Here is an 18,394-nt window from a genome sequence, read left to right as displayed (position 1 = left end):
GGCACGGGAGGTGCGGGGCGTACGTCGGCGGCAGGCGCGTACGCGGCCATACGGCCCGAGACGTTACGAGCCGCGAGGTTACGGGCTGGGCTGGTACGGGCCGAGTCGGCGGCGGTCGCACGCGGCGGTGCGGGGGGCGCCGAGGCCGGCCGGCTCTCGTTCAAGGTCTCCATCACGTGGGTCCACGCTATGGAAGGCCCCGCCTGACATGCTTTCGCTCCTACGCCATCACCTATCGAGAGTGCGCCAATGTACGGGAAGAGCGAGGACCGGGACGACTACCAGCGGGTCCCCCGACCGCTGGCGGCCATGGCCCGCGACCTCCCCGACGGCCACCACATCCCCGCGCACCGGCACACCCGCGCCCAGTTGATCTACGGCACGACCGGCGCGATCACCGTCGTCACCGACCACGGCACGTGGGTGGTGCCCGCCACCCGCGGCGTGTGGGTGCCGCCCGGCGTCACCCACACGATGAGCTGTACGGGCGCGGTGCGGATGCGCACCCTCTACATCGAGCCGTCAGCGGCCGCCGCCCTGCCCACCGAGCCGACCGTCGTCTCCGTCTCGCCGCTGCTGCGCGAGCTCATCGACGAGGCCACCCGCCTCCCCGTCGAGTACGCCCCGGACGGGCGCGACGGCCAGGTCGTGGCCCTCCTGCTCACCGAACTCGCGCCGCGCCCCGTGGCGGCGCTGCACCTGCCCGCCCCCGACGACCCCGAGCTCGACGGGGTCTGCGCGGCGATCCAGCGCGACCCCGGCGGTCACTGGACGACCGCCACCGCCGCCGCCCAGGCGCATCTGAGCCCGCGCAGCCTCCAGCGCCGGTTCGCCGCCGCCACGGGGATGTCGCTGACCCACTGGGTGCAGCAGGCGCGGCTCATCCACGCCGTGATCCTGCTGGCCCGAGGCGTCGCCGTGACGGCCATCGCCACGGAGCTCGGCTATGCCACCCCCAGCGCGTTCACGGCCATGTTCCGCCGCGCGCTCGGCACCTCGCCCACCGCGTACTTCGCCGATCAGACCAATCAGGCCGACCCGGTCGACCCGGTCGACCCGGTCGATCAGCGGGGAGCGTGGACGGCCGAACAGCGCGAGGGGCGGCCGACCGGGCAACCGGAGAGCCAGGCGTCCGGGGCGCGGGAGACGCGGCCGTAGGCACGTACCGCCGGGTCCGATCCGATCCGACCTGACCTGCCCCGGTCTGGCCCCATGCAACCCAACTCGTCCCCGTATAAGGCCCCGTAGGCCCCCGAAAGCGAAACTTGCACGATACACGCTGTGCGTAAGATGCACAGCGTCCGTGCCGTCACCGCCTTGTGCGCTGGACCTGTAGCCGGCACCCGAACCCTTTGGAGGCCGCGCCAGCATGCCCCAGATATCCCCGGCCCACGCCAGGGCCGCTCACGCCCGGGGCGCCGCCGGTGCCGCACCGCCCGGCGGGCAACCCGGTGGGCAGCCCGGCGAGCAGCCCGAGGTGGGCCGCGGCTTCGTGACGGTGCTCGCGTTCTGCGGCATCGTCGTCTCGGTCATGCAGACGCTCGTCGTCCCGCTCATCGCCGACCTGCCGAAGCTGCTGCACACCACGACGTCCAACGCGTCGTGGGTGATCACCGCCACCCTCCTCGCCGGCGCCGTCGCCACCCCCGTGATGGGGCGGCTCGGCGACATGTTCGGCAAGCGCCGCATCCTCATCGTCGCCCTGGGGCTGCTCGTCGTCGGCTCGCTGGTCTGCGCGCTCACCTCCGAACTGGTCATCATGGTCATCGGCCGGGCCATCCAGGGCGGCGCGATGGGCGCGATCCCGCTGGGCATCAGCGTCATGCGCGACGAACTGCCGCCGAAGCGGCTCGGCTCCGCGATGGCGCTGATGAGCTCCTCGCTCGGCATCGGCGGCGCGCTGGGGATGCCGGCCGCCGCGTTCGTCGCCCAGCACAGCGACTGGCACGCGCTGTTCTTCGGCTCCGCCGGGCTCGGCCTGATCGCGATCGTCCTGGTCCTGCTGGCCGTGCCCGAATCGGCGGTGCGCGCCCCCGGCCGCTTCGACGTCATCGGCGCCATCGGCCTGTCGGCCGGGCTGGTCGCCCTGCTGCTGCCCATCACCAAGGGCAGCGACTGGGGCTGGGGCAGCCCCACCACGCTCGGGCTGCTCGGCGCGGCCGTCCTGATCCTGGTCGGCTGGGGCTTCCTCGAACTGCGCACGGCCGAGCCGCTGGTGGACCTGCGCACCACCGCGCGCCGCCAGGTGCTGCTGACCAACCTCTCCTCGATCCTGGTCGGTTTCTCCTACTACGCGATGTCGCTGGTCCTCCCCCAGCTGCTCGAACTGCCCAAGGCCACCGGTTACGGCCTCGGCCAGTCGATGGTCGTCGCCGGTCTGTGCGTCGCCCCGATGGGCGCGGCGATGATGCTCGTGTCCCCGCTGTCCGCCCGCATCAACACGACCCGGGGGCCGAAGGTCTCGCTGATGGCGGGGCTCGTCGTGATCGGCGCGGGGTACGGCGGCGGCATGGCGATGCTGCACTCCGTCTGGCAGATCGCCATCATCTCCGCCGTCATCGGCACCGGCGTGGGGATCGCGTACTCGGCGATGCCGACGCTGATCATCAGCGCCGTGCCGGCCGGGGAGACCGGCGCGGCCAACGGCCTCAACACCCTGATGCGGTCGATCGGAACGTCCACGTCCAGTGCGGTGGTGGGCGTGATCCTGGCGCGCCAGACGACGCGGTTGGGTCCGGTCGACCTGCCGAACATGACGGGGTTCCGGATGGCTTTCGGGGTCGCTTGCGCCGCCGCGGTCGTGGGGCTGCTGATCGCCTTCTTCCTCCCGGCGCGACGGGCGGCCGCGGTGGCGGCCGCGGCCGATCCCATCGAGGCGGCGGTACCGGCGGAGGCCGCCGAGGACGCCCCCGCCCCGGTGGTGGCCGCCGCGGACGCGATGGCCGACACCCCGCCCCCGGCCGGGCGTGTGATCCACGGCCGGGTCCTCGGCCTCGCCGCGGCCCCGGTGCCGGGCGCGGCGGTCACGTTGATCGACACGGCGGGCCACCAGCTCGGCCGTACGCTCAGCGACCGCGACGGCCGGTACTCCGTGCACGCGCCCGAGGCCGGTTCCTTCGTGGTCATCGGCTCGGCCGCGGGCCATCAGCCCCGGGCCACCACCGTGCCGGTGGCCGACGGCCCCGTGGAGTGCGAGCTGCTGCTGGACGGCGGGGCCGGCACGACCGGGACCGTACGGACCGAGGGCGGGCCGGTGCTGGCCGCCGCGGTGGTCACCGCGACCGACGCCCGTGGCGAGGTGGCGGCCTCGGCGGTGACCGGCGCCGACGGCGCCTTCGCCCTGCCGCAGCTGGCGCCCGGCCCGTACGCGCTGACGGTCTCCGCCGCCGGGCACCGCCCGTACGCCGTCCAGGTAGAGATCGCCGGCGGCGCGGCGCAGCGGATCGATGTCGAGCTGCGCTCCGCGGTCACGGTGTGCGGCACCGTACGGGACCGGGGCGGGCGTCCCCTGGAGGACGCCCGGGTGTCCCTGCTCGACGCGGCGGGCGACGTCGTCGCGCAGTGCGTGACGGACGAACGCGGCGCCTTCGCCTTCGGCGACCTCGCCGACGGCCAGTACACGGTGCTGACCGCCGGCTACGCCCCGGCCGCCACCCCGATCGCCCTCCCCACGGGCCCGGCCCCGGCCGCCGTCCGCCAGGTGGACTTCCTGCTGACCCACGGATGACCCGCAGGTAACCCACGGGCGGCGGCCGGACTTCCCGGCTGCCGCCCGTCGGCGCCGGAAGGCCCCCATCGGCACGCGGGAAGAGAGCAGCACCCCCCTGCGGGGCCACTCGGAGGGGCGCACCTGACGCCATGGTGCGACGGCCCGCCACCGGCCGTCCGCCCGTCTCCCCCACCCCGCCCCCCACCAGCCCCATTCACGGCGTCGCGCCGGGGCAGTAGCGTCGGGGCATGGCTGACGCACACCGGTCCGTTGCGGACCCATCCCCCGAGGAGCCCGACGCGGCGCGGGGGGCCGAGCCCCGTGCCTGGGGATGGGTGTTCGGAGCGCGGGAGGTGGACGAGCCGGAGCACGGGCCGGCGCTCTACACCGACTTCGAGAAGGACTGGGACGCGCAGCTCGCGCTGATCCACCGGTGGGCGGAGCGGAACGGGTACGCCCGGCCCGGGTACGACATGTGGTCCGTGCTGCGGCCGTCCGGCCGGATCGCGGCGTTCCTGCGGAGCGAGGGCATCCGCGTGCTGGTCATCCCCGGCGCGGGCATCCGCGACCGGATGCGGGACACATGGGAGGACTGGCCGCGCACCATGGCCGAGTTGGAGTCGGCGGGGGTCGTCGTGGAGATCGCCGAATAGCGGCCGGTCCCGCAGCGGGGCCCGGTCGGCGACCCGCGCCTCGCCGCCCCCTCAGCCCGGCGCCGAACCTCGCCTCCCCCACAACCCGTCCCCGGACCTCACTCCCCCTCAGCCCGGCGCCGGCAGGATCTGCCGCGCCGCCGTCCCCGGGTGGCGCGGGTTGTTGCGCCACTCGCGCGGGTAGCCGATCGAGACCTCCACGAAGCGGACCCCGTTGTAGTAGGTGGTGCGCGGGATGTGCAGATGCCCGTACACGACGGCCGCGGCCCGGTAGCGGGTGTGCCAGTCGGCGGTGCGCTCCGTGCCGCACCACTGCGCGAACTCGGGGTAGCGCAGGATGTCGGTGGGCTGCCGTACCAGCGGGAAGTGGTTGACCAGGACGGTCGGCAGCTCCGGGTCGACGGCGGCGAGCCGCCGCTCGGTCTCGGCGACGCGGGCGCGGCACCAGGCGTCCCGGGTGGGGTACGGGTCGGGGTGCAGCAGCATCTCGTCGGTGCACACCACCCCGGCGTCGTACGCCTGCGCCAGGGACTGCTCCTTGGTGGCGGCCGTGGGGGTGCGGAACGTGTAGTCGTAGAGCACGAAGAGCGGGGCGACGACGACGGGCCCGTCGGGCCCGGACCACACCGGGTAGGGGTCCTCCGGGGTGTGCACCCCGAGGCCGCGGCAGATTTCCACGAGGTGGTGGTAGCGGGCCTCGCCGCGCAGTTGGACGGGGTCCTTGGGCGTGGTCCACAGTTCGTGGTTGCCGGGCGCCCAGACGACCTGGGCGTACCGCTCGCTGAGCGTCTTCAGCGACCATTCGACGTCGGCGACCTGCTCGCCGACGTCGCCTGCGACGATCAGCCAGTCGGCGGGGTCGTCGGGGCGCAGCTCCTCGACGATGCGCCGGTTGTCCTGGTAGGCGATGTGCAGATCGCTGATGCCCATGAGCTTTCCTTGACGCATCAGCCGAGGGTACGTCGGCGGCGCTCCGAGCAGTAGCCCCGATCTCCGGACCGCGCCCGCTCCGCGCGGCGGGCCCGCACCGCCGCAGATCGGGCCATCGAAGCCGAACAAGCGCGACGGGCCCGCACGCCCTGTACAGGGCCCACGCCCCCCGCTACAACGGGTGAGGGGCCCGGCAGCACCGACGACCCAATCCGCCAGCGACCTCCGGGCCCGCGGAGGCAGCGATGCGCAGGATCGCGATCGTCGGCGCCGGGCAGGCCGGGCTGCAACTGGCCCTGGGGCTGCGGGCCGAGGGCTACGAGGTGACGGTGGTGTCGGCCCGTACGGCCGAGGAGATCCGCGCCGGGCGGGTCCTGTCCACCCAGGTGATGTTCGGGCCGGCCCTCGCTCTGGAGCGCGCGGCCGGGCTCCATCTGTGGGAGGAACAGACGCCCTGGATCAGCGGATTGGACCTCTCCTTCGCCGAGGAGCCCGGCCCGCCGTCCCTCTCCTTCTCGGCGTCGTTCGAGGGGGCCGCCCAATCGGTGGACCAGCGGGTGAAGATGGCGGGCTGGCTGGAGCTCTTCGAGGAGCGGGGCGGGCGCGTCGAGCACCGCGAGGTCTCGCCCGAGGACCTCGGGTCCCTGGCCGCCGAGTACGACCTCACGCTCGTCGCCGCCGGCCGGGGCAACCTCTCGGAAGTGTTCACGCGGGACGAGCGGCACAGCCCGTTCGACACGCCGCAGCGCACGCTGGCCTGCGTCTATCTGCACGGCGTCGCGGCCCCCGACGGCCGCCCGAACTCCGTCGGCTCGCGGCTGCGGGTGCTCGCCTCGCCCGCGGCGGGCGAGAGCATCCTGATGCCCGCGCTCACCACGAGCGGCCCGTGCGACATCCTGCTCTGGGAGGCGGTGCCCGGCGGGCCGTACGACTGCTGGCAGGACCGCCCCGGCGCGGAGGCGCTCATCGAGCGGTCGCTGGAGCTGCTGCGCACGTACGTGCCCTGGGAGTACGAGCGGTTCGCGAACGCGAAGCCGACCGACGCGCAGGCCACGCTGTTCGGCTCCGTCATCCCGACCGTCCGCCACCCGGTCGCCGAGGTCGGGCCCGGCGCGTACGTCCTGGGCATGGCCGACACGGTCGTCGCCAACGACCCGATCGCGGGGCAGGGCGCCAACAACGCGGCGCACTGCGCGGCGAGTTATCTGCGCTCGGTCCTCGACCACGGCGAGCGCCCCTTCGACCGGCCCTGGATGCAGCGGGCCTTCGCGGCGTTCTGGGAGCGGGCGCGGCACGCGACGGCGTTCAGCAATCTGCTGCTCGGACCGCCCGAGCACGTGGCGCAGACCCTGGACGCGGCGTCCCGGCATCCGGAGGTCGCCCACCGCTTCGCCAACGTCTACGCCGACCCCTTCGACGCCCCCGAGTGGATCACGGACGCGGACCGCACGGCGGCCTACCTGGCGGCGGTCGGGCAGCCCTGAGGGGCGCGGGGTAATCTGGGCAGCGGCAGCGATCTCCACCGTCCGCATCCGCTCGGTGGCCGCCGCCACGGCGGTGGGGCCCGCCGTACCGAACCGCGGCACGGACGCCGCCAACGGTCCCTACTTGCGATGGAGCGCGTCCGGAGCCGGAGCCACGGCCCGGCCGGACGCCCGGCGAGTAGGAGGCATGCCCATGGGCCAGTCACGGCCCCGAGCGGTGGACGAGCCCGTCGATCCCGATCTCTCTGCGCCCGCGCGGCGTACCCAGGGCGCCCGCGGGCAGCTGCCGGTGGTCTGCGCGGTGTCCGCGGGCGGCGGCGCGGGGGCGGCGGCCCGGTACGGCGCGTCCCTGCTGTGGCCCACGGAGGCGGGCGCGTTCCCCTGGACGACGTTCTCCGTCAACGTCGTGGGCTGCGCGGTGATCGGCGTCTTCCTGGTGGTGGTCACCGAGGCGTGGGACGCCCACCGGCTCGTACGGCCCTTCTTCGGGACCGGCGTCCTCGGCGGCTTCACCACCTTCTCCACCTACGCCGTGGACATCCAGCACCTGGTGGACGGCGGCCGGGCCGCGACCGGTCTGGCCTATCTGGCGGCCACCCTGCTCGCCGCGCTGGCGGCGGTCTGGGCGGCGGCGCGGCTGACCCGCCGCGCGATCGCGATCGGCAGGAGGCCGCGGTGACCGGCGAGGGCATGGCCGCCCGCCGCGGCGGCCGTACGAAGGGGGGCCGGGCGTGAACTGGCTGCTGGTCGTCGTCGGGGCCATGGCCGGAGCCCCGCTGCGCTATCTCACCGACCGGGGCGTGCGGCGCCGCCACGATTCGGTCTTCCCCTGGGGCACCTTCACGGTCAACGTGGCGGGGTGCCTGGTGCTGGGGCTGGTCACGGGGGCGGTGGCGGCCGGGGCAGCCCCGTCCGGGGCGCAGTCGCTGCTCGGCACGGGGCTGTGCGGGGCGCTGACGACGTACTCGACGTTCTCGTACGAGACGCTGCGGCTGGCCGAGAGCGGGGCGCGGTTCTTCGCGGCGGCGAACGCGATCGGCAGTGTCGTCGCCGGGCTCGGGGCGGCCTTCACGGGGGCCGCGTGCGCGCAGGCGCTGTGGGGCTGAACGCACGGACGGCCCCGCGTGCGACGGCCCCCGAAGCCGGTCCGCCCACCGGGGCGCAGCCCCCCAACACCCTTCGCGAAACGTCCCGTTAACAGGAATTTACCGGTGAGAAACGCCACAGATCCGGTGCGCAGCGGTGGGTAGTGGAGTCACCACCGACAGGTAGATGGTAGCTACAGGCAACCTCCACTACCCCCGTGGTGAAAGAAGTTGATCGTTGTGTGTGGCATCACTGGCTGGATCTCCTACCGACGTGATCTGACGGCCCATCAGGAGTCCGTAGACGCCATGACCGAGACGATGTCCTGCCGGGGACCCGACGCCCAGGGCTCCTGGGTCACCCCGCGCGCCGCTCTCGGCCACCGCCGGCTCGCCGTCATCGACCTCCCGGGCGGCGCGCAGCCCATGGAAGCGCGAACCGAGAACGGCACGGTCGCGATGGTGTACTCCGGCGAGGCGTACAACTACGTCGAGCTGCGCGAGGAGTTGCGCCGGCGCGGCCACCGGTTCGAGACCGACTCCGACACCGAGGTCGTGCTCCGCGGCTACCTGGAGTGGGGCGAAGAGCTGGCCGACAAGCTCAACGGCATGTACGCCTTCGCCATCTGGGACCCGCGGACCGAGAAGCTCGTCATGATCCGCGACCGGATGGGCATCAAGCCCTTCTACTTCTACGAGACCGATGACGGCGTCCTGTTCGGCTCCGAGCCCAAGGCCATCCTCGCCAACCCGCTGGCCGCCCCCGTGGTCGGCGCGGACGGGCTGCGGGAGATCTTCTCCTTCACCAAGACCCCCGGCTTCGCCATCTGGGACGGGATGCGCGAACTGCGCCCCGGCCACCTGGCCGTACTCGACCGCAACGGGCTGCGGGAGCGCGCCTACTGGAAGCTGGAGGCCACCGAGCACACCGACAGCCAGGAGGCCACCGTCGCGCACGTGCGCGAGCTGCTGGAGGACATCATCGCCCGGCAGCTGGTGGCCGACGTGCCGCGCTGCTCCCTGCTCTCCGGCGGCCTCGACTCCTCCGCGATGACCGCGCTGGCCGCCCAGCAGCTCGGCGCGCAGGGCGAGACCGTACGCAGCTTCGCCGTCGACTTCCCCGACCAGGCCGAGCACTTCCGCGCCGAGGACATCGCGCCGACGCAGGACACCCCGTTCGTGCACGCCGTCAAGGAGCACATCGACTGCGACCACAGCGACATCGTGCTGGACGGCATGGCGCTGGCCGACCCCGCCGTACGGCGGGCCGCCGTCGGCGCCCGCGACCTGCCGGTCGGGCTCGGCGACCGCGACAACTCCCTCTACCTGCTGTTCGCGGCGATCCGCGAGCAGTCCACGGTGGCGCTGTCGGGCGAGTCGGCGGACGAGGTGTTCGGCGGCTACCCGTGGTTCCACGACGAGCGCGCGAAGGCGGACGCCTTCCCGTGGATGGCCAAGGGCTCGGTACTCGACCTCTCGGGCGCGCTCTCCGGCGAACTCACCGGCAGTCTCGGCCTGCAGACCTACCTGAGCGACAGCTACTCCTCGGCGGTCGCCGAGGCCCCGCTCAAGGACGGCGAGAGCGGCCACGAGAAGCGGATGCGACAGGTCTGCTATCTGCACCTGACGCGCATGGTGCAGACGCTGCTGGACCGCAAGGACCGGATGAGCATGGCGGTCGGGCTGGAGGTCCGGGTGCCGTTCTGCGACCACCGCCTCGTCCAGTACGTCTTCAACACCCCGTGGTCGCTGAAGACGTTCGACGGCCGCGAGAAGAGCATCCTGCGCGAGGCCACCCGCGATCTGCTGCCGGAGTCCGTCGTCCAGCGCAAGAAGAGCGGCTACCCCGGCAGCTTCGACCCCCGCTACGTCGCCGCCATCCAGTCCCAGACCATGGACCTCCTCGCCTCCCGCCACCCGGCCCTGGACCTGTTCGATCAGGGCCAGGTCCGCGCGGCGGCGACCACCGACAAGGCGACGATCACCTCCCAGGAGCGCACCCGCATGGAGCGCGCACTGGACGTGGCCACCTGGTTCGACCTGCACAAGCCGCAGATCAAGCTGAACTGAGCTACGCCTGACGGCGGTTGGCGGTCCGGCTCCCCGGCGTACGCGCCGGGGGCCGGGCCGCCCGCGCTCCGGGCACGGGAAGCGGACGCCGATGCACGTAAGGTAAAAGCGTGCAAACGATCGAATACCGTCCCATCTCCCGCTGGTGGCAGTGGTGCGCCGCCGTCGCCTCCGCCGCGGGCGTGTTCTCCTTCTGCTGGGTCACCTTCGTCCTCGGCTGGGACGCCCTCGGCGAGCACGTCGCCGAGCGGCCGCTCGGCAGCGGACGGAACCAGGTCGCCGTGCTGCTCCTCATCGGACTGATCATCACGGTCCCCGCACTCATGGGCTACAACTTCGCCGCCGGGCGGACCCGCCTGCGGGCCGACGGCATCCGGACCAGCACCCCGCTGCGGCGCCGGTTCGTCGCCTGGCACGACATCGAGAACATCTCCGCCGACGTGCAGAACGACGGAGTCCCCTGGCGCCGCGGCATCCCCCTGTACCGCATCCGGCTGACGCTGAGGGGCGGCGAGACCTTCTGCCTGCCCGCGCCCGTGGGCGCCGAGTTCGACTCCGCCCTGGAGTCGGCCAAGGGCGAGCTCATCCGCCACTGGAAGGCGGCGACGGCGGCCCGCCCGTAGCGGACCGGGCAGCCGTGGCGCGCGGCGGTCGCGCCCCGTCACTCCCCTCGCAGGTGCTCCAGCAGTACGTGCCGCAGCTCACGGGCCGAGCGCGGTGGCGCGACGTCCTTGCGGTGGGCCACCGCGATGGTGCGGCGCATGTCCTGGTCGGCGTCGAAGGGGGTGATGCGCAGGCCCGAGCGGGCGGCCACCATGCCGGGGACCACGGCGAGTCCGAGCCCGGCGCGTACGAAGCCGAGTACCGCGTCCATCTCGCCGCCCTCCACGGTGAACGCCGGCTCGAAGCCCGCGGCGCGGCACGCCGCGATGGTGAATTCGCGCAGGTCGTAGCCGCGGCGGAAGATGACCATGGGGCGACCCTGGAGATCCGCCACGCGCAGCGGGGAAGGGGCCGGGACCGGGGACACGTAGGAGGAGACGACCACCAGGTCCTCGCGGAGCAGCTCGGTGGTGGCCAGGGCGGGGGCGCTGCCCGCGAGCGGCGTGATGATGAGGGCGAGATCGAGTTCGCCGGCGGCCAGGGTGCGTACGAGGTCCTGCGAACCGCCCTCGTCGACGAGGAGTTCGATGCCGGGGTAGCGGGCGTGGTACGCGCGCAGCACGTCCGGCACCAGGCTCGCGCACAGGCTCGGCGGGGCGCCGAGGCGCACCCGGCCGCGCCGCAGCTGGGCGACCTCCTGCACCTCGCGGTGGGCGGTCTCGGCGTCGGCGAGGATCTGGCGGGCCAGCGGCAGCAGCGCCTCGCCCGCGTCGGTGAGGGTGATGTTGCCGCGGGCGCGGTGGAAGAGATCCGCGCCCAGCTCCCGCTCCAGCGCGCGGATCTGCTGCGACAGCGACGGCTGGGCCACGTGCAGCCGTTCCGCCGCGTGGGTGAAGTGGCGCGTCTCGGCCACGGCGGCGAAGTAGCGGAGCTGGTGGAGCTGCATGGGCCCAGCATAAGGCGACGATAGGCAATGGCTATGGAAACGAGCATCAGCATGTCTTGGACGGATCGGAGACAGCTCCGTAGCGTCGGCTTCCATGGCACTGGCGACTCGGCCGGATCGAAGTGATCAACGGCCGCCCCTCAAGAAGCGGGGGCCCCTCAAGAAACGGGGGCCCCGAAAGGCGTCCCTCGTCGGCTCCGTATGGCGCTCGACCATCGGCAAGAAGGCCGTGATGGCGGTCTCCGGCTTGGTCATGCTGCTGTACCTGGTCGCCCACATGCTGGGCAACCTCAAGATCTTCTTCGGCTCCGGGGACTTCAACGGGTACGCGCACTGGCTGCGCACCCTGGGCGAACCCGCCCTGCACTACGAGTGGTTCCTGTGGGTCGCCCGCGTCGCCCTGGTGGCGGCCGTCGTGCTGCACGCCGTGGCCGCGTACCAGCTCAGCCGCCGCGACCTCGCCGCCCGCCCCGCGAAGTACGAGCGCAAGCGGCGGCGCGCCAGTTACGCGACCCGCACGATGCGCTGGGGCGGCGTCATCCTCGGCCTGTTCATCGTCTGGCACCTGCTCGACCTGACGACGCTGACCGTCAACCCGCGCGCCGAAGCCGGCCACCCGTACGAGAACGTCGTGGCGTCCTTCCGCACCTGGTACAGCGGCGTCATCTACATCGTCGCGATGCTCGCCCTCGGCCTGCACATCCGGCACGGCTTCTGGAGCGCCGCCCAGACGCTCGGCGCGGGCAGCGCCCGCCGCGACCGCCTGTTCAAGGTTCTGGCCAACGGCCTGGCCGCACTCCTCACCTGCGGGTTCATCGCCGTTCCCGTGGCCGTCATGACGGGAGTCGTGAGCTGACATGCCCGACAACACCAACAGCCCCGACAGCCCCGACAGCACAGGCATCGCCGATGGCACCGGCTTCACGCCCTACACCGAGTACGCCCTCGGCGCGCCCGTAGCCGACACCAAGGCGCCGGACGGGCCGATCGCCGACCGCTGGGACCGCCGCCGCTTCGAAGCCAAGCTCGTCAACCCCGCCAACCGCCGCAAGCACACCGTCATCGTCGTGGGCACCGGGCTCGCCGGCGGCGCGGCCGGGGCGACCCTGGCCGAACAGGGCTACCACGTCGTCCAGTTCTGCTACCAGGACTCGCCGCGCCGCGCCCACTCCATCGCCGCCCAGGGCGGCATCAACGCCGCCAAGAACTACCGCAACGACGGCGACTCCATCCACCGCCTCTTCTACGACACCGTCAAGGGCGGCGACTTCCGGGCCCGCGAGTCCAACGTCCGCCGCCTCGCCCAGGTCTCGGTCGAGATCATCGACCAGTGCGTGGCGCAGGGCGTGCCGTTCGCCCGCGAGTACGGCGGGCTGCTCGACACCCGCTCCTTCGGCGGCGTCCAGGTCTCGCGGACGTTCTACGCGCGCGGCCAGACCGGGCAGCAGCTGCTGCTCGGCGCGTACCAGGCGCTCAGCCGGCAGATCGGCGCGGGCGCCGTGGAGCTGCACCCGCGCACCGAGATGCTGGACCTGATCGTGGTGGCCGGCCGGGCGCGCGGCATCGTCGCCCGGGACCTGGTCACGGGCCGTATCGACACCTACTTCGCGGACGCCGTGGTGCTCGCGACCGGCGGCTACGGCAACGTCTTCTACCTGTCGACCAACGCCATGAACTCCAACGCCACCGCCGTCTGGCGGGCCCACCGGCGCGGCGCGTACTTCGCCAACCCCTGCTTCACGCAGATCCACCCCACCTGCATCCCGCGCACCGGCGACCACCAGTCCAAGCTGACGTTGATGAGCGAGTCGCTGCGCAACGACGGCCGTATCTGGGTGCCCAAGGCCAAGGGCGACACCCGCCCGGCCGCCCGGATCCCCGAGGACGAGCGCGACTACTACCTGGAGCGGATCTACCCCGCCTTCGGCAACCTCGTGCCGCGCGACATCGCCTCCCGGGCCGCCAAGAACGTCTGCGACGAGGGGCGCGGCGTCGGCCCCGGCGGGCAGGGCGTCTACCTCGACTTCGCGGACGCCATCGCGCGGCTGGGCCGGGCCGCGGTCGAGGAGAAGTACGGCAACCTCTTCGACATGTACGAGCGGATCACCGCCGAGAACCCGTACGAAGTACCCATGCGGATCTACCCCGCCGTGCACTACACGATGGGCGGGCTCTGGGTCGACTACGACCTCCAGACCACCGTGCCCGGCCTCTTCGCGGTCGGCGAGGCCAACTTCTCCGACCACGGCGCCAACCGGCTCGGCGCCTCCGCCCTGATGCAGGGCCTGGCCGACGGCTACTTCGTGCTGCCGTCCACCATCAACGACTACCTCGCCCGCAATCCGCACCGCGCCGACGAGGACGCCGTGAACGCCGAGCACCCCGCCGTCCAGGAGGCGGTCGCCGACACCGAGGACCGGCTCAACCTCCTGCTGGCCGTCGACGGCGACCGCACCCCCGACTCCTTCCACCGCGAACTCGGCGAGATCATGTGGGAGTTCTGCGGCATGGCCCGTACGGAGGAGGGGCTGCGCAAGGCGCTCGACGCGATCCCGCGGCTCCGGGAGGAGTTCTGGCGGCGCATCAAGGTGCCGGGCACCGGCGAGGAGTTCAACCAGTCGCTGGAGAAGGCCAACCGGATCGTCGACTACTTCGAACTCGCCGAGCTGATGTGCCTGGACGCGCTGCACCGCGCCGAGTCCTGCGGCGGCCACTTCCGCGAGGAGTCGCAGACCCCCGACGGCGAGGCCGCCCGGCGGGACGACGCTTTCTCGTACGCGGCGGCCTGGGAGTTCAGCGGCACCGGCACCGCCCCCGTCCTGCACAAGGAAGACCTCGTCTTCGAGTACGTCCACCCCACTCAGCGGAGCTACGCATGAAGCTCACCCTGCGCGTCTGGCGCCAGCGCACCCCCGAGGCCCCCGGCGCCATGGCCACCTACGAGGTCGACGGCATCTCCGCCGACATGTCGTTCCTGGAGATGCTCGACACCCTCAACGAGGAGCTGATCCTGGGCGGCGAGGACCCCGTGGCCTTCGACCACGACTGCCGCGAGGGCATCTGCGGCGCGTGCAGCCTGGTCATCAACGGCGATGCCCACGGTCCGGAGCGGACCACGACCTGCCAGCTGCACATGCGGTCCTTCCGGGACGGCGACACCATCGACATCGAGCCGTGGCGGGCGGCCGCCTTCCCGGTCGTACGGGACCTGGTCGTGGACCGTTCCGCCTTCGACCGGGTGATCCAGGCCGGAGGCTATGTCTCGGTGCCGACGGGCGCCGCGCCGGAGGCGCACGCCACACCGGTGCCGAAGGCCGACGCCGACTTCGCCTTCGAGCACGCCGAGTGCATCGGGTGCGGGGCGTGTGTGGCGGCCTGCCCCAACGGGTCGGCGATGCTCTTCACCGCCGCGAAGGTCAACCATCTCAATGTGCTGCCGCAGGGCGCGCCGGAGCGCGAGTCGCGGGTGCTGGACATGGTGGAGGCGATGGACGCGGAGGGGTTCGGCGGCTGCACCAACACCGGCGAGTGCGCCACCGCCTGCCCGAAGGGGATTCCGTTGCCGTCCATCGCGGCGATGAACCGGGAGTATCTGCGGGCGACGATCCGGGGGCGGTGACGGTCGGTCTGCGACCGGGCTATGCCGATGCCGGGTCCGTGTCGGGGGCGGGTCTGTTACCGGGGCCGGGCCCGTACCGGGTGCGGGGCTGTGCCGGGGCTCCGCCCCGGACCCCGGTCCTCAAACGCCGGACGGGCTGAATTGGCCGGGCCTTACCCGGTTGGTCGGGCGGACCGGCCGGACGTGGCTCATAGCGCTGTTCTCCGCGTCCCCTGCCGAGCCCGGTGGGACACCATCCCCGCCGCCAGGAACTCCCCGACAATCCCCGGCGTCGCCGCGTCCGCGAACCCCGCCGCCTCCCCGGCGGACATGTCGCGGACGCGGTAGCCGTCCTCGCCCGCCGCCACGGCCGCCGTCGCGGTGACGACGCCCGCGCGGCGGGAGAACGGGGTGTCGGTGAACGTCCAGGCCAGGACGGCGTCCCGGTCCAGGACCACGGTGTCGCGGCTGAAGGTGCCGGAGCGGATGACCAGCCATCGGCCGCTGATCGCGTGCCCCAGCGCGCGATAGGCGTCACGCGCCAGCCACCGGACGACCGGGACGGCCACCAGGGCGAAGCCCACCGCGCAGTACAGCAGTACGGGCGTGAGCAGCGCGCCCAGTACGGCCGACGCGAGGGTTACGGGCAGTACCACGCCGACGGCGCCCCGGACCGTACGCCGCCGCAGGGCCGGGCGCGGGTGCGGGGTCAGTTCGCGTCCCTCCGGCGCCATGTCGGGCACGGGCCCGGGCAGCATCCCCGCGCACACCCGCAGCGCCTCCGCGCGGGTCGCCGGCGGGAGGACCGCGCTGCGTCCGCGGTTCTCGTCGCGGTCGCCGAGGCCGCTCGCCACGGCTCGTACGGTCGCGCCGCCGCCCGCGCGCAGGAGCAGCGGCTCGCGGAGCACGACGCCGCGCAGCCGGGCGCGTTCGATGGAGACGGCGCGGGTGGTCAGCAGGCCGCGGCGGACGCCGAGGGTGGCGGAGTCGGTCCATTCCAGGCGGTAGTTCCACCAGTTCTCGACGCAGAGCACGACGGCGCCCACGCTGCCCACCGCCGCGACGGCGAGCAGTGCGAGCGGGACGGTGAGCCACAGGGCGCTGTTGCCGAAGTCCTCGAAGGCACGGCGCACGAAGCCGAACTTCCAGGGTTCCAGACCCACTTGGTGCAGCACCCGGTAGGCGGCGCCGGCCGCGGCGAAGACCCCGCCGAACACCCAGAAGGTCAGCGGTGCGAACCGCAGGCGGCGCGGGTCGAAGGTGGCCAGCACGGGGTCGGCGTGGCGGTCCGTACCGGCGCGGGCCAGCAGTTCGGCGCGCAGCCGCTCGGCGGCGGGGCGGGAGAGCGCCTCCAGGCGCAGTTCACCGCGGCCGCCGCCCGACCCGGCGGTGCCGGCCCGCAGCACGGTCACGCCGAAGAGCCGCTGCACGGGGTTGGCCGTGAGGTCGACGTTGCGGACGCGGTGCAGCGGGATGGCGCGCTGCCGCCGGGTGAACAGGCCGGTGCGCAGTTCGAGGGAGTCGGCGGTGACGCGGTAGCGGGTGCGGCGGTAGGTGACGAGGCCGGCCGCGGTGACGACGGTGAAGACGGCCGCGATGGCGCCGAGCGTGATCCAGGCGCGGACATCGAGGCGGCCGCCGGTGGCCAGCGCGGTGAGGGCGAGGGAGCCGAGCGGCGCGCCGAGCCAGGAGCAGTGCACGGCGAGGGTACGGGGGTCGAGGGTGCGCCAGGGGGCGCGGTCCGCGTTCACGCCGCGTCCCCCGGTACGAGCTGGGCGGCGTCGCTGATGCGGTCCGCCAGCGCTTCGGCGTCGGAGGCCCGTAGCCCGGCTATCCGCACGTCGCCCGCCGTGGAGGCGGTGGTCACGGTGACCGTGGCGAGCCCGAACAGCTGCTGGAGGGGGCCGCGTACGGTGTCGACGGTCTGTACGCGCGAGAGCGGGGCAATGCGCCGCTTACGCCAGTACCAGCCGGCGGACGCGTACACGGCCAGTTCCCCCAGCTCCCAGGCGTGCACCCGGTAGCGCCACCGCGGCATGGCCCACAGATAGCCGAGGGCGGGCGCGACGAGGGCGATCAGCAGGAGGGGGCCGAGCCAGGGCAGCGCGCCGGGGAAGAAGAGCAGCGCCAGGACGAGCAGGGCGGCGGCCACGAGCAGCAGCGGCCCGCTGATGGTGAGCAGCGCCTGTACGGTCCACCAGCGGCGGGCGCGCGGGTCGACGCGGTGGCGGGGCGACCGGAGTACGGCCTGTGGGCGGTGTGGTGGTGTCGTCGCTGCCATCATCGTCCCCGTAATCTTTTCAAGTCGATCGTATTGTGTTGCCGCCAAGCTATAGCAATACGATCGACTTGCGAAAGTGAAGTGCGGCGAGAGGACGGCAGGCGCATGCCCAAGCGGGTGGACCACGACGAACGGCGGCGGCAGATCTCCGAGGCCCTGTGGCGGATCGCCGCCACACGCGGGCTCGACGGCGCGAGCCTGCGCGACATCGCCGCCGAGGCCGGCATCTCACTGGGCCGGCTCCAGCACTACTTCACCAGCAAGGACGAGATGTTCGTCTTCGCACTCGACTACATCAGCGGCCTCGGCGAGCAGCGCATCCGCGAGCGCGTCCAGGCACTGCCCGGCGCCCCCGCGCCGCGCGACATCCTGCGCCACTGCCTGCTGGAGATGCTGCCCCTGGACGACGAGAGCCGCGCCGGCAACCTCGTACAGGTCGCCTACTTCGCGCGGGCCGTGCACGACGAGCGGATGCGCCGCCACGCCCAGGAGGGCGTCCCCGCCCTACGGGCCTTCTTCGCCGCCCAGGTGCGCCAGGCCGTCGAGCGCGGCGAGGTCTCCCCCGAACGCGACCCGGAGGACGAGGCCATGCTGCTGATCGCGCTGACCGACGGCCTCACGAGCTTCGCCCTGCTGGACGTGTACTCCCCCGCCGAGGCGCTGCGGCTGGTCGACCGGCACCTGGCGGGCCTCTTCTCCTACAACTCCTCGCCGCGCAGCAGCGGTTCGAAGCGTTCGTAGGCGTCGATGTCCCGGAAGTGCCGGGCGTACAGATCGGCGTCGTGGCTCAGGTCCTCGTCCAGCACCGCGCTGACATCGACGACCGCCCGCAGCCGCCAGCAGATCATCTCGCCGCGCTCGTTGAGGAAGGCGGCCTCGGCGCCGCGCCCGCGCTCCTCGGCGCGCCGCCGCGCCGTCGCCTCGTCCGGGGCGTGGATGAGCACGACGTCCTCCCGGTACAGCGGCCGGCGACCGGGGCTTTCGGCGGCCGACTCCATCAATATGATCGCCACGTACATGGCGTGAGCGTCTCAC

At 72.9% G+C, this 18,394-nt stretch carries 17 protein-coding genes; 12 read left to right on the top strand and 5 right to left on the bottom strand.

Annotated elements, in window-relative coordinates; genetic code table 11:
- The first annotated feature begins 249 nt into the window (after window positions 1–249).
- From AC07AB_RS18520 to AC07AB_RS18510, 3 genes are all read left to right on the top strand, one after another.
- The gene (locus tag AC07AB_RS18520; protein ID WP_478567656.1) at window positions 250–1,158 is read left to right on the top strand and encodes an AraC family transcriptional regulator; all 909 of its coding nucleotides are present in this window, start codon (window positions 250–252) and stop codon (window positions 1,156–1,158) included.
- Between the two features lie 211 nt (window positions 1,159–1,369).
- Window positions 1,370–3,727 carry an MFS transporter gene (locus AC07AB_RS18515; protein WP_478567653.1) on the top strand — a complete coding sequence of 786 codons (2,358 nt, stop codon included), beginning with the start codon at window positions 1,370–1,372 and terminating at the stop codon, window positions 3,725–3,727.
- Between the two features lie 230 nt (window positions 3,728–3,957).
- Window positions 3,958–4,362, top strand: a complete 405-nt coding sequence (locus AC07AB_RS18510) for a hypothetical protein (protein ID WP_478567650.1) — start codon at window positions 3,958–3,960, stop codon at window positions 4,360–4,362.
- Window positions 4,363–4,470: 108 nt separating this feature from the next.
- On the opposite strand, the gene AC07AB_RS18505 is transcribed toward AC07AB_RS18510, so the two are convergent.
- Window positions 4,471–5,292, bottom strand: a complete 822-nt coding sequence (locus tag AC07AB_RS18505; protein ID WP_478567882.1) for a metallophosphoesterase family protein — start codon at window positions 5,290–5,292, stop codon at window positions 4,471–4,473.
- Between the two features lie 245 nt (window positions 5,293–5,537).
- Here AC07AB_RS18505 and AC07AB_RS18500 point away from each other — a divergent pair, with 245 nt between their 5' ends.
- The 5 genes from AC07AB_RS18500 (at window position 5,538) to AC07AB_RS18480 (ending at window position 10,554) form a co-directional block, all read left to right on the top strand.
- Window positions 5,538–6,776, top strand: coding sequence for a styrene monooxygenase/indole monooxygenase family protein (locus AC07AB_RS18500; RefSeq protein WP_478567647.1), 1,239 nt, complete (start codon window positions 5,538–5,540; stop codon window positions 6,774–6,776).
- A gap of 193 nt (window positions 6,777–6,969) precedes the next feature.
- Window positions 6,970–7,455: a fluoride efflux transporter CrcB gene (gene crcB, locus AC07AB_RS18495; protein ID WP_478567644.1), complete on the top strand. Its 486-nt coding sequence runs from the start codon at window positions 6,970–6,972 to the stop codon at window positions 7,453–7,455.
- A gap of 52 nt (window positions 7,456–7,507) precedes the next feature.
- A complete protein-coding gene (gene crcB / locus AC07AB_RS18490) occupies window positions 7,508–7,882 on the top strand; it encodes a fluoride efflux transporter CrcB (RefSeq protein WP_478567641.1) in 375 nt (124 codons plus the stop codon).
- 219 nt (window positions 7,883–8,101) lie between these two features.
- Window positions 8,102–9,931, top strand: a complete 1,830-nt coding sequence (gene asnB, locus AC07AB_RS18485; protein ID WP_478567638.1) for an asparagine synthase (glutamine-hydrolyzing) — start codon at window positions 8,102–8,104, stop codon at window positions 9,929–9,931.
- Window positions 9,932–10,041: 110 nt separating this feature from the next.
- The gene (locus tag AC07AB_RS18480) at window positions 10,042–10,554 is read left to right on the top strand and encodes a PH domain-containing protein (protein WP_478567635.1); all 513 of its coding nucleotides are present in this window, start codon (window positions 10,042–10,044) and stop codon (window positions 10,552–10,554) included.
- 38 nt (window positions 10,555–10,592) lie between these two features.
- Here the strand turns inward: AC07AB_RS18480 and AC07AB_RS18475 are convergent, their stop codons facing one another.
- Window positions 10,593–11,480, bottom strand: a complete 888-nt coding sequence (locus AC07AB_RS18475; protein ID WP_478567632.1) for a LysR family transcriptional regulator — start codon at window positions 11,478–11,480, stop codon at window positions 10,593–10,595.
- A gap of 94 nt (window positions 11,481–11,574) precedes the next feature.
- Here AC07AB_RS18475 and AC07AB_RS18470 point away from each other — a divergent pair, with 94 nt between their 5' ends.
- From AC07AB_RS18470 to AC07AB_RS18460, 3 genes are read left to right on the top strand one after another with little or no spacing between them, the layout of a single operon-like run.
- Entirely contained in the window at window positions 11,575–12,336 is a 762-nt protein-coding gene (locus AC07AB_RS18470) for a succinate dehydrogenase cytochrome b subunit (protein ID WP_478567629.1), read from the top strand.
- Between the two features lies 1 nt (window position 12,337).
- Window positions 12,338–14,359, top strand: coding sequence for a fumarate reductase/succinate dehydrogenase flavoprotein subunit (locus tag AC07AB_RS18465; RefSeq protein ID WP_478567626.1), 2,022 nt, complete (start codon window positions 12,338–12,340; stop codon window positions 14,357–14,359).
- Window positions 14,356–15,099, top strand: coding sequence for a succinate dehydrogenase/fumarate reductase iron-sulfur subunit (locus tag AC07AB_RS18460; protein WP_478567623.1), 744 nt, complete (start codon window positions 14,356–14,358; stop codon window positions 15,097–15,099). Before AC07AB_RS18465 ends, AC07AB_RS18460 begins: the two co-directional genes overlap by 4 nt.
- 188 nt (window positions 15,100–15,287) lie before the next feature.
- On the opposite strand, the gene AC07AB_RS18455 is transcribed toward AC07AB_RS18460, so the two are convergent.
- Window positions 15,288–16,829 (bottom strand): PH domain-containing protein, encoded by a 1,542-nt coding sequence (locus AC07AB_RS18455; RefSeq protein ID WP_478567620.1) that lies wholly within the window; start codon window positions 16,827–16,829, stop codon window positions 15,288–15,290.
- Window positions 16,826–17,362, bottom strand: a complete 537-nt coding sequence (locus tag AC07AB_RS18450; RefSeq protein WP_478567617.1) for a PH domain-containing protein — start codon at window positions 17,360–17,362, stop codon at window positions 16,826–16,828. The genes AC07AB_RS18455 and AC07AB_RS18450 overlap by 4 nt, the downstream gene beginning before the upstream one ends.
- 102 nt (window positions 17,363–17,464) lie before the next feature.
- On the opposite strand from AC07AB_RS18450, the gene AC07AB_RS18445 reads away from it, so the two are divergent.
- Complete coding sequence (locus tag AC07AB_RS18445) at window positions 17,465–18,100, top strand: TetR/AcrR family transcriptional regulator (protein WP_478567614.1); 636 nt, start codon at window positions 17,465–17,467, stop codon at window positions 18,098–18,100.
- On the opposite strand, the gene AC07AB_RS18440 is transcribed toward AC07AB_RS18445, so the two are convergent.
- Window positions 18,058–18,378: a DUF4288 domain-containing protein gene (locus tag AC07AB_RS18440; protein WP_478567611.1), complete on the bottom strand. Its 321-nt coding sequence runs from the start codon at window positions 18,376–18,378 to the stop codon at window positions 18,058–18,060. The genes AC07AB_RS18445 and AC07AB_RS18440 overlap by 43 nt on opposite strands.
- Between the last annotated feature and the right edge of the window lie 16 nt (window positions 18,379–18,394).

Source organism: Streptomyces sp. NPDC044033, from assembly GCF_056434425.1.
Note: the sequence above shows the minus strand (reverse complement) of the source record. Positions and strands in the feature narration are given on the sequence as shown.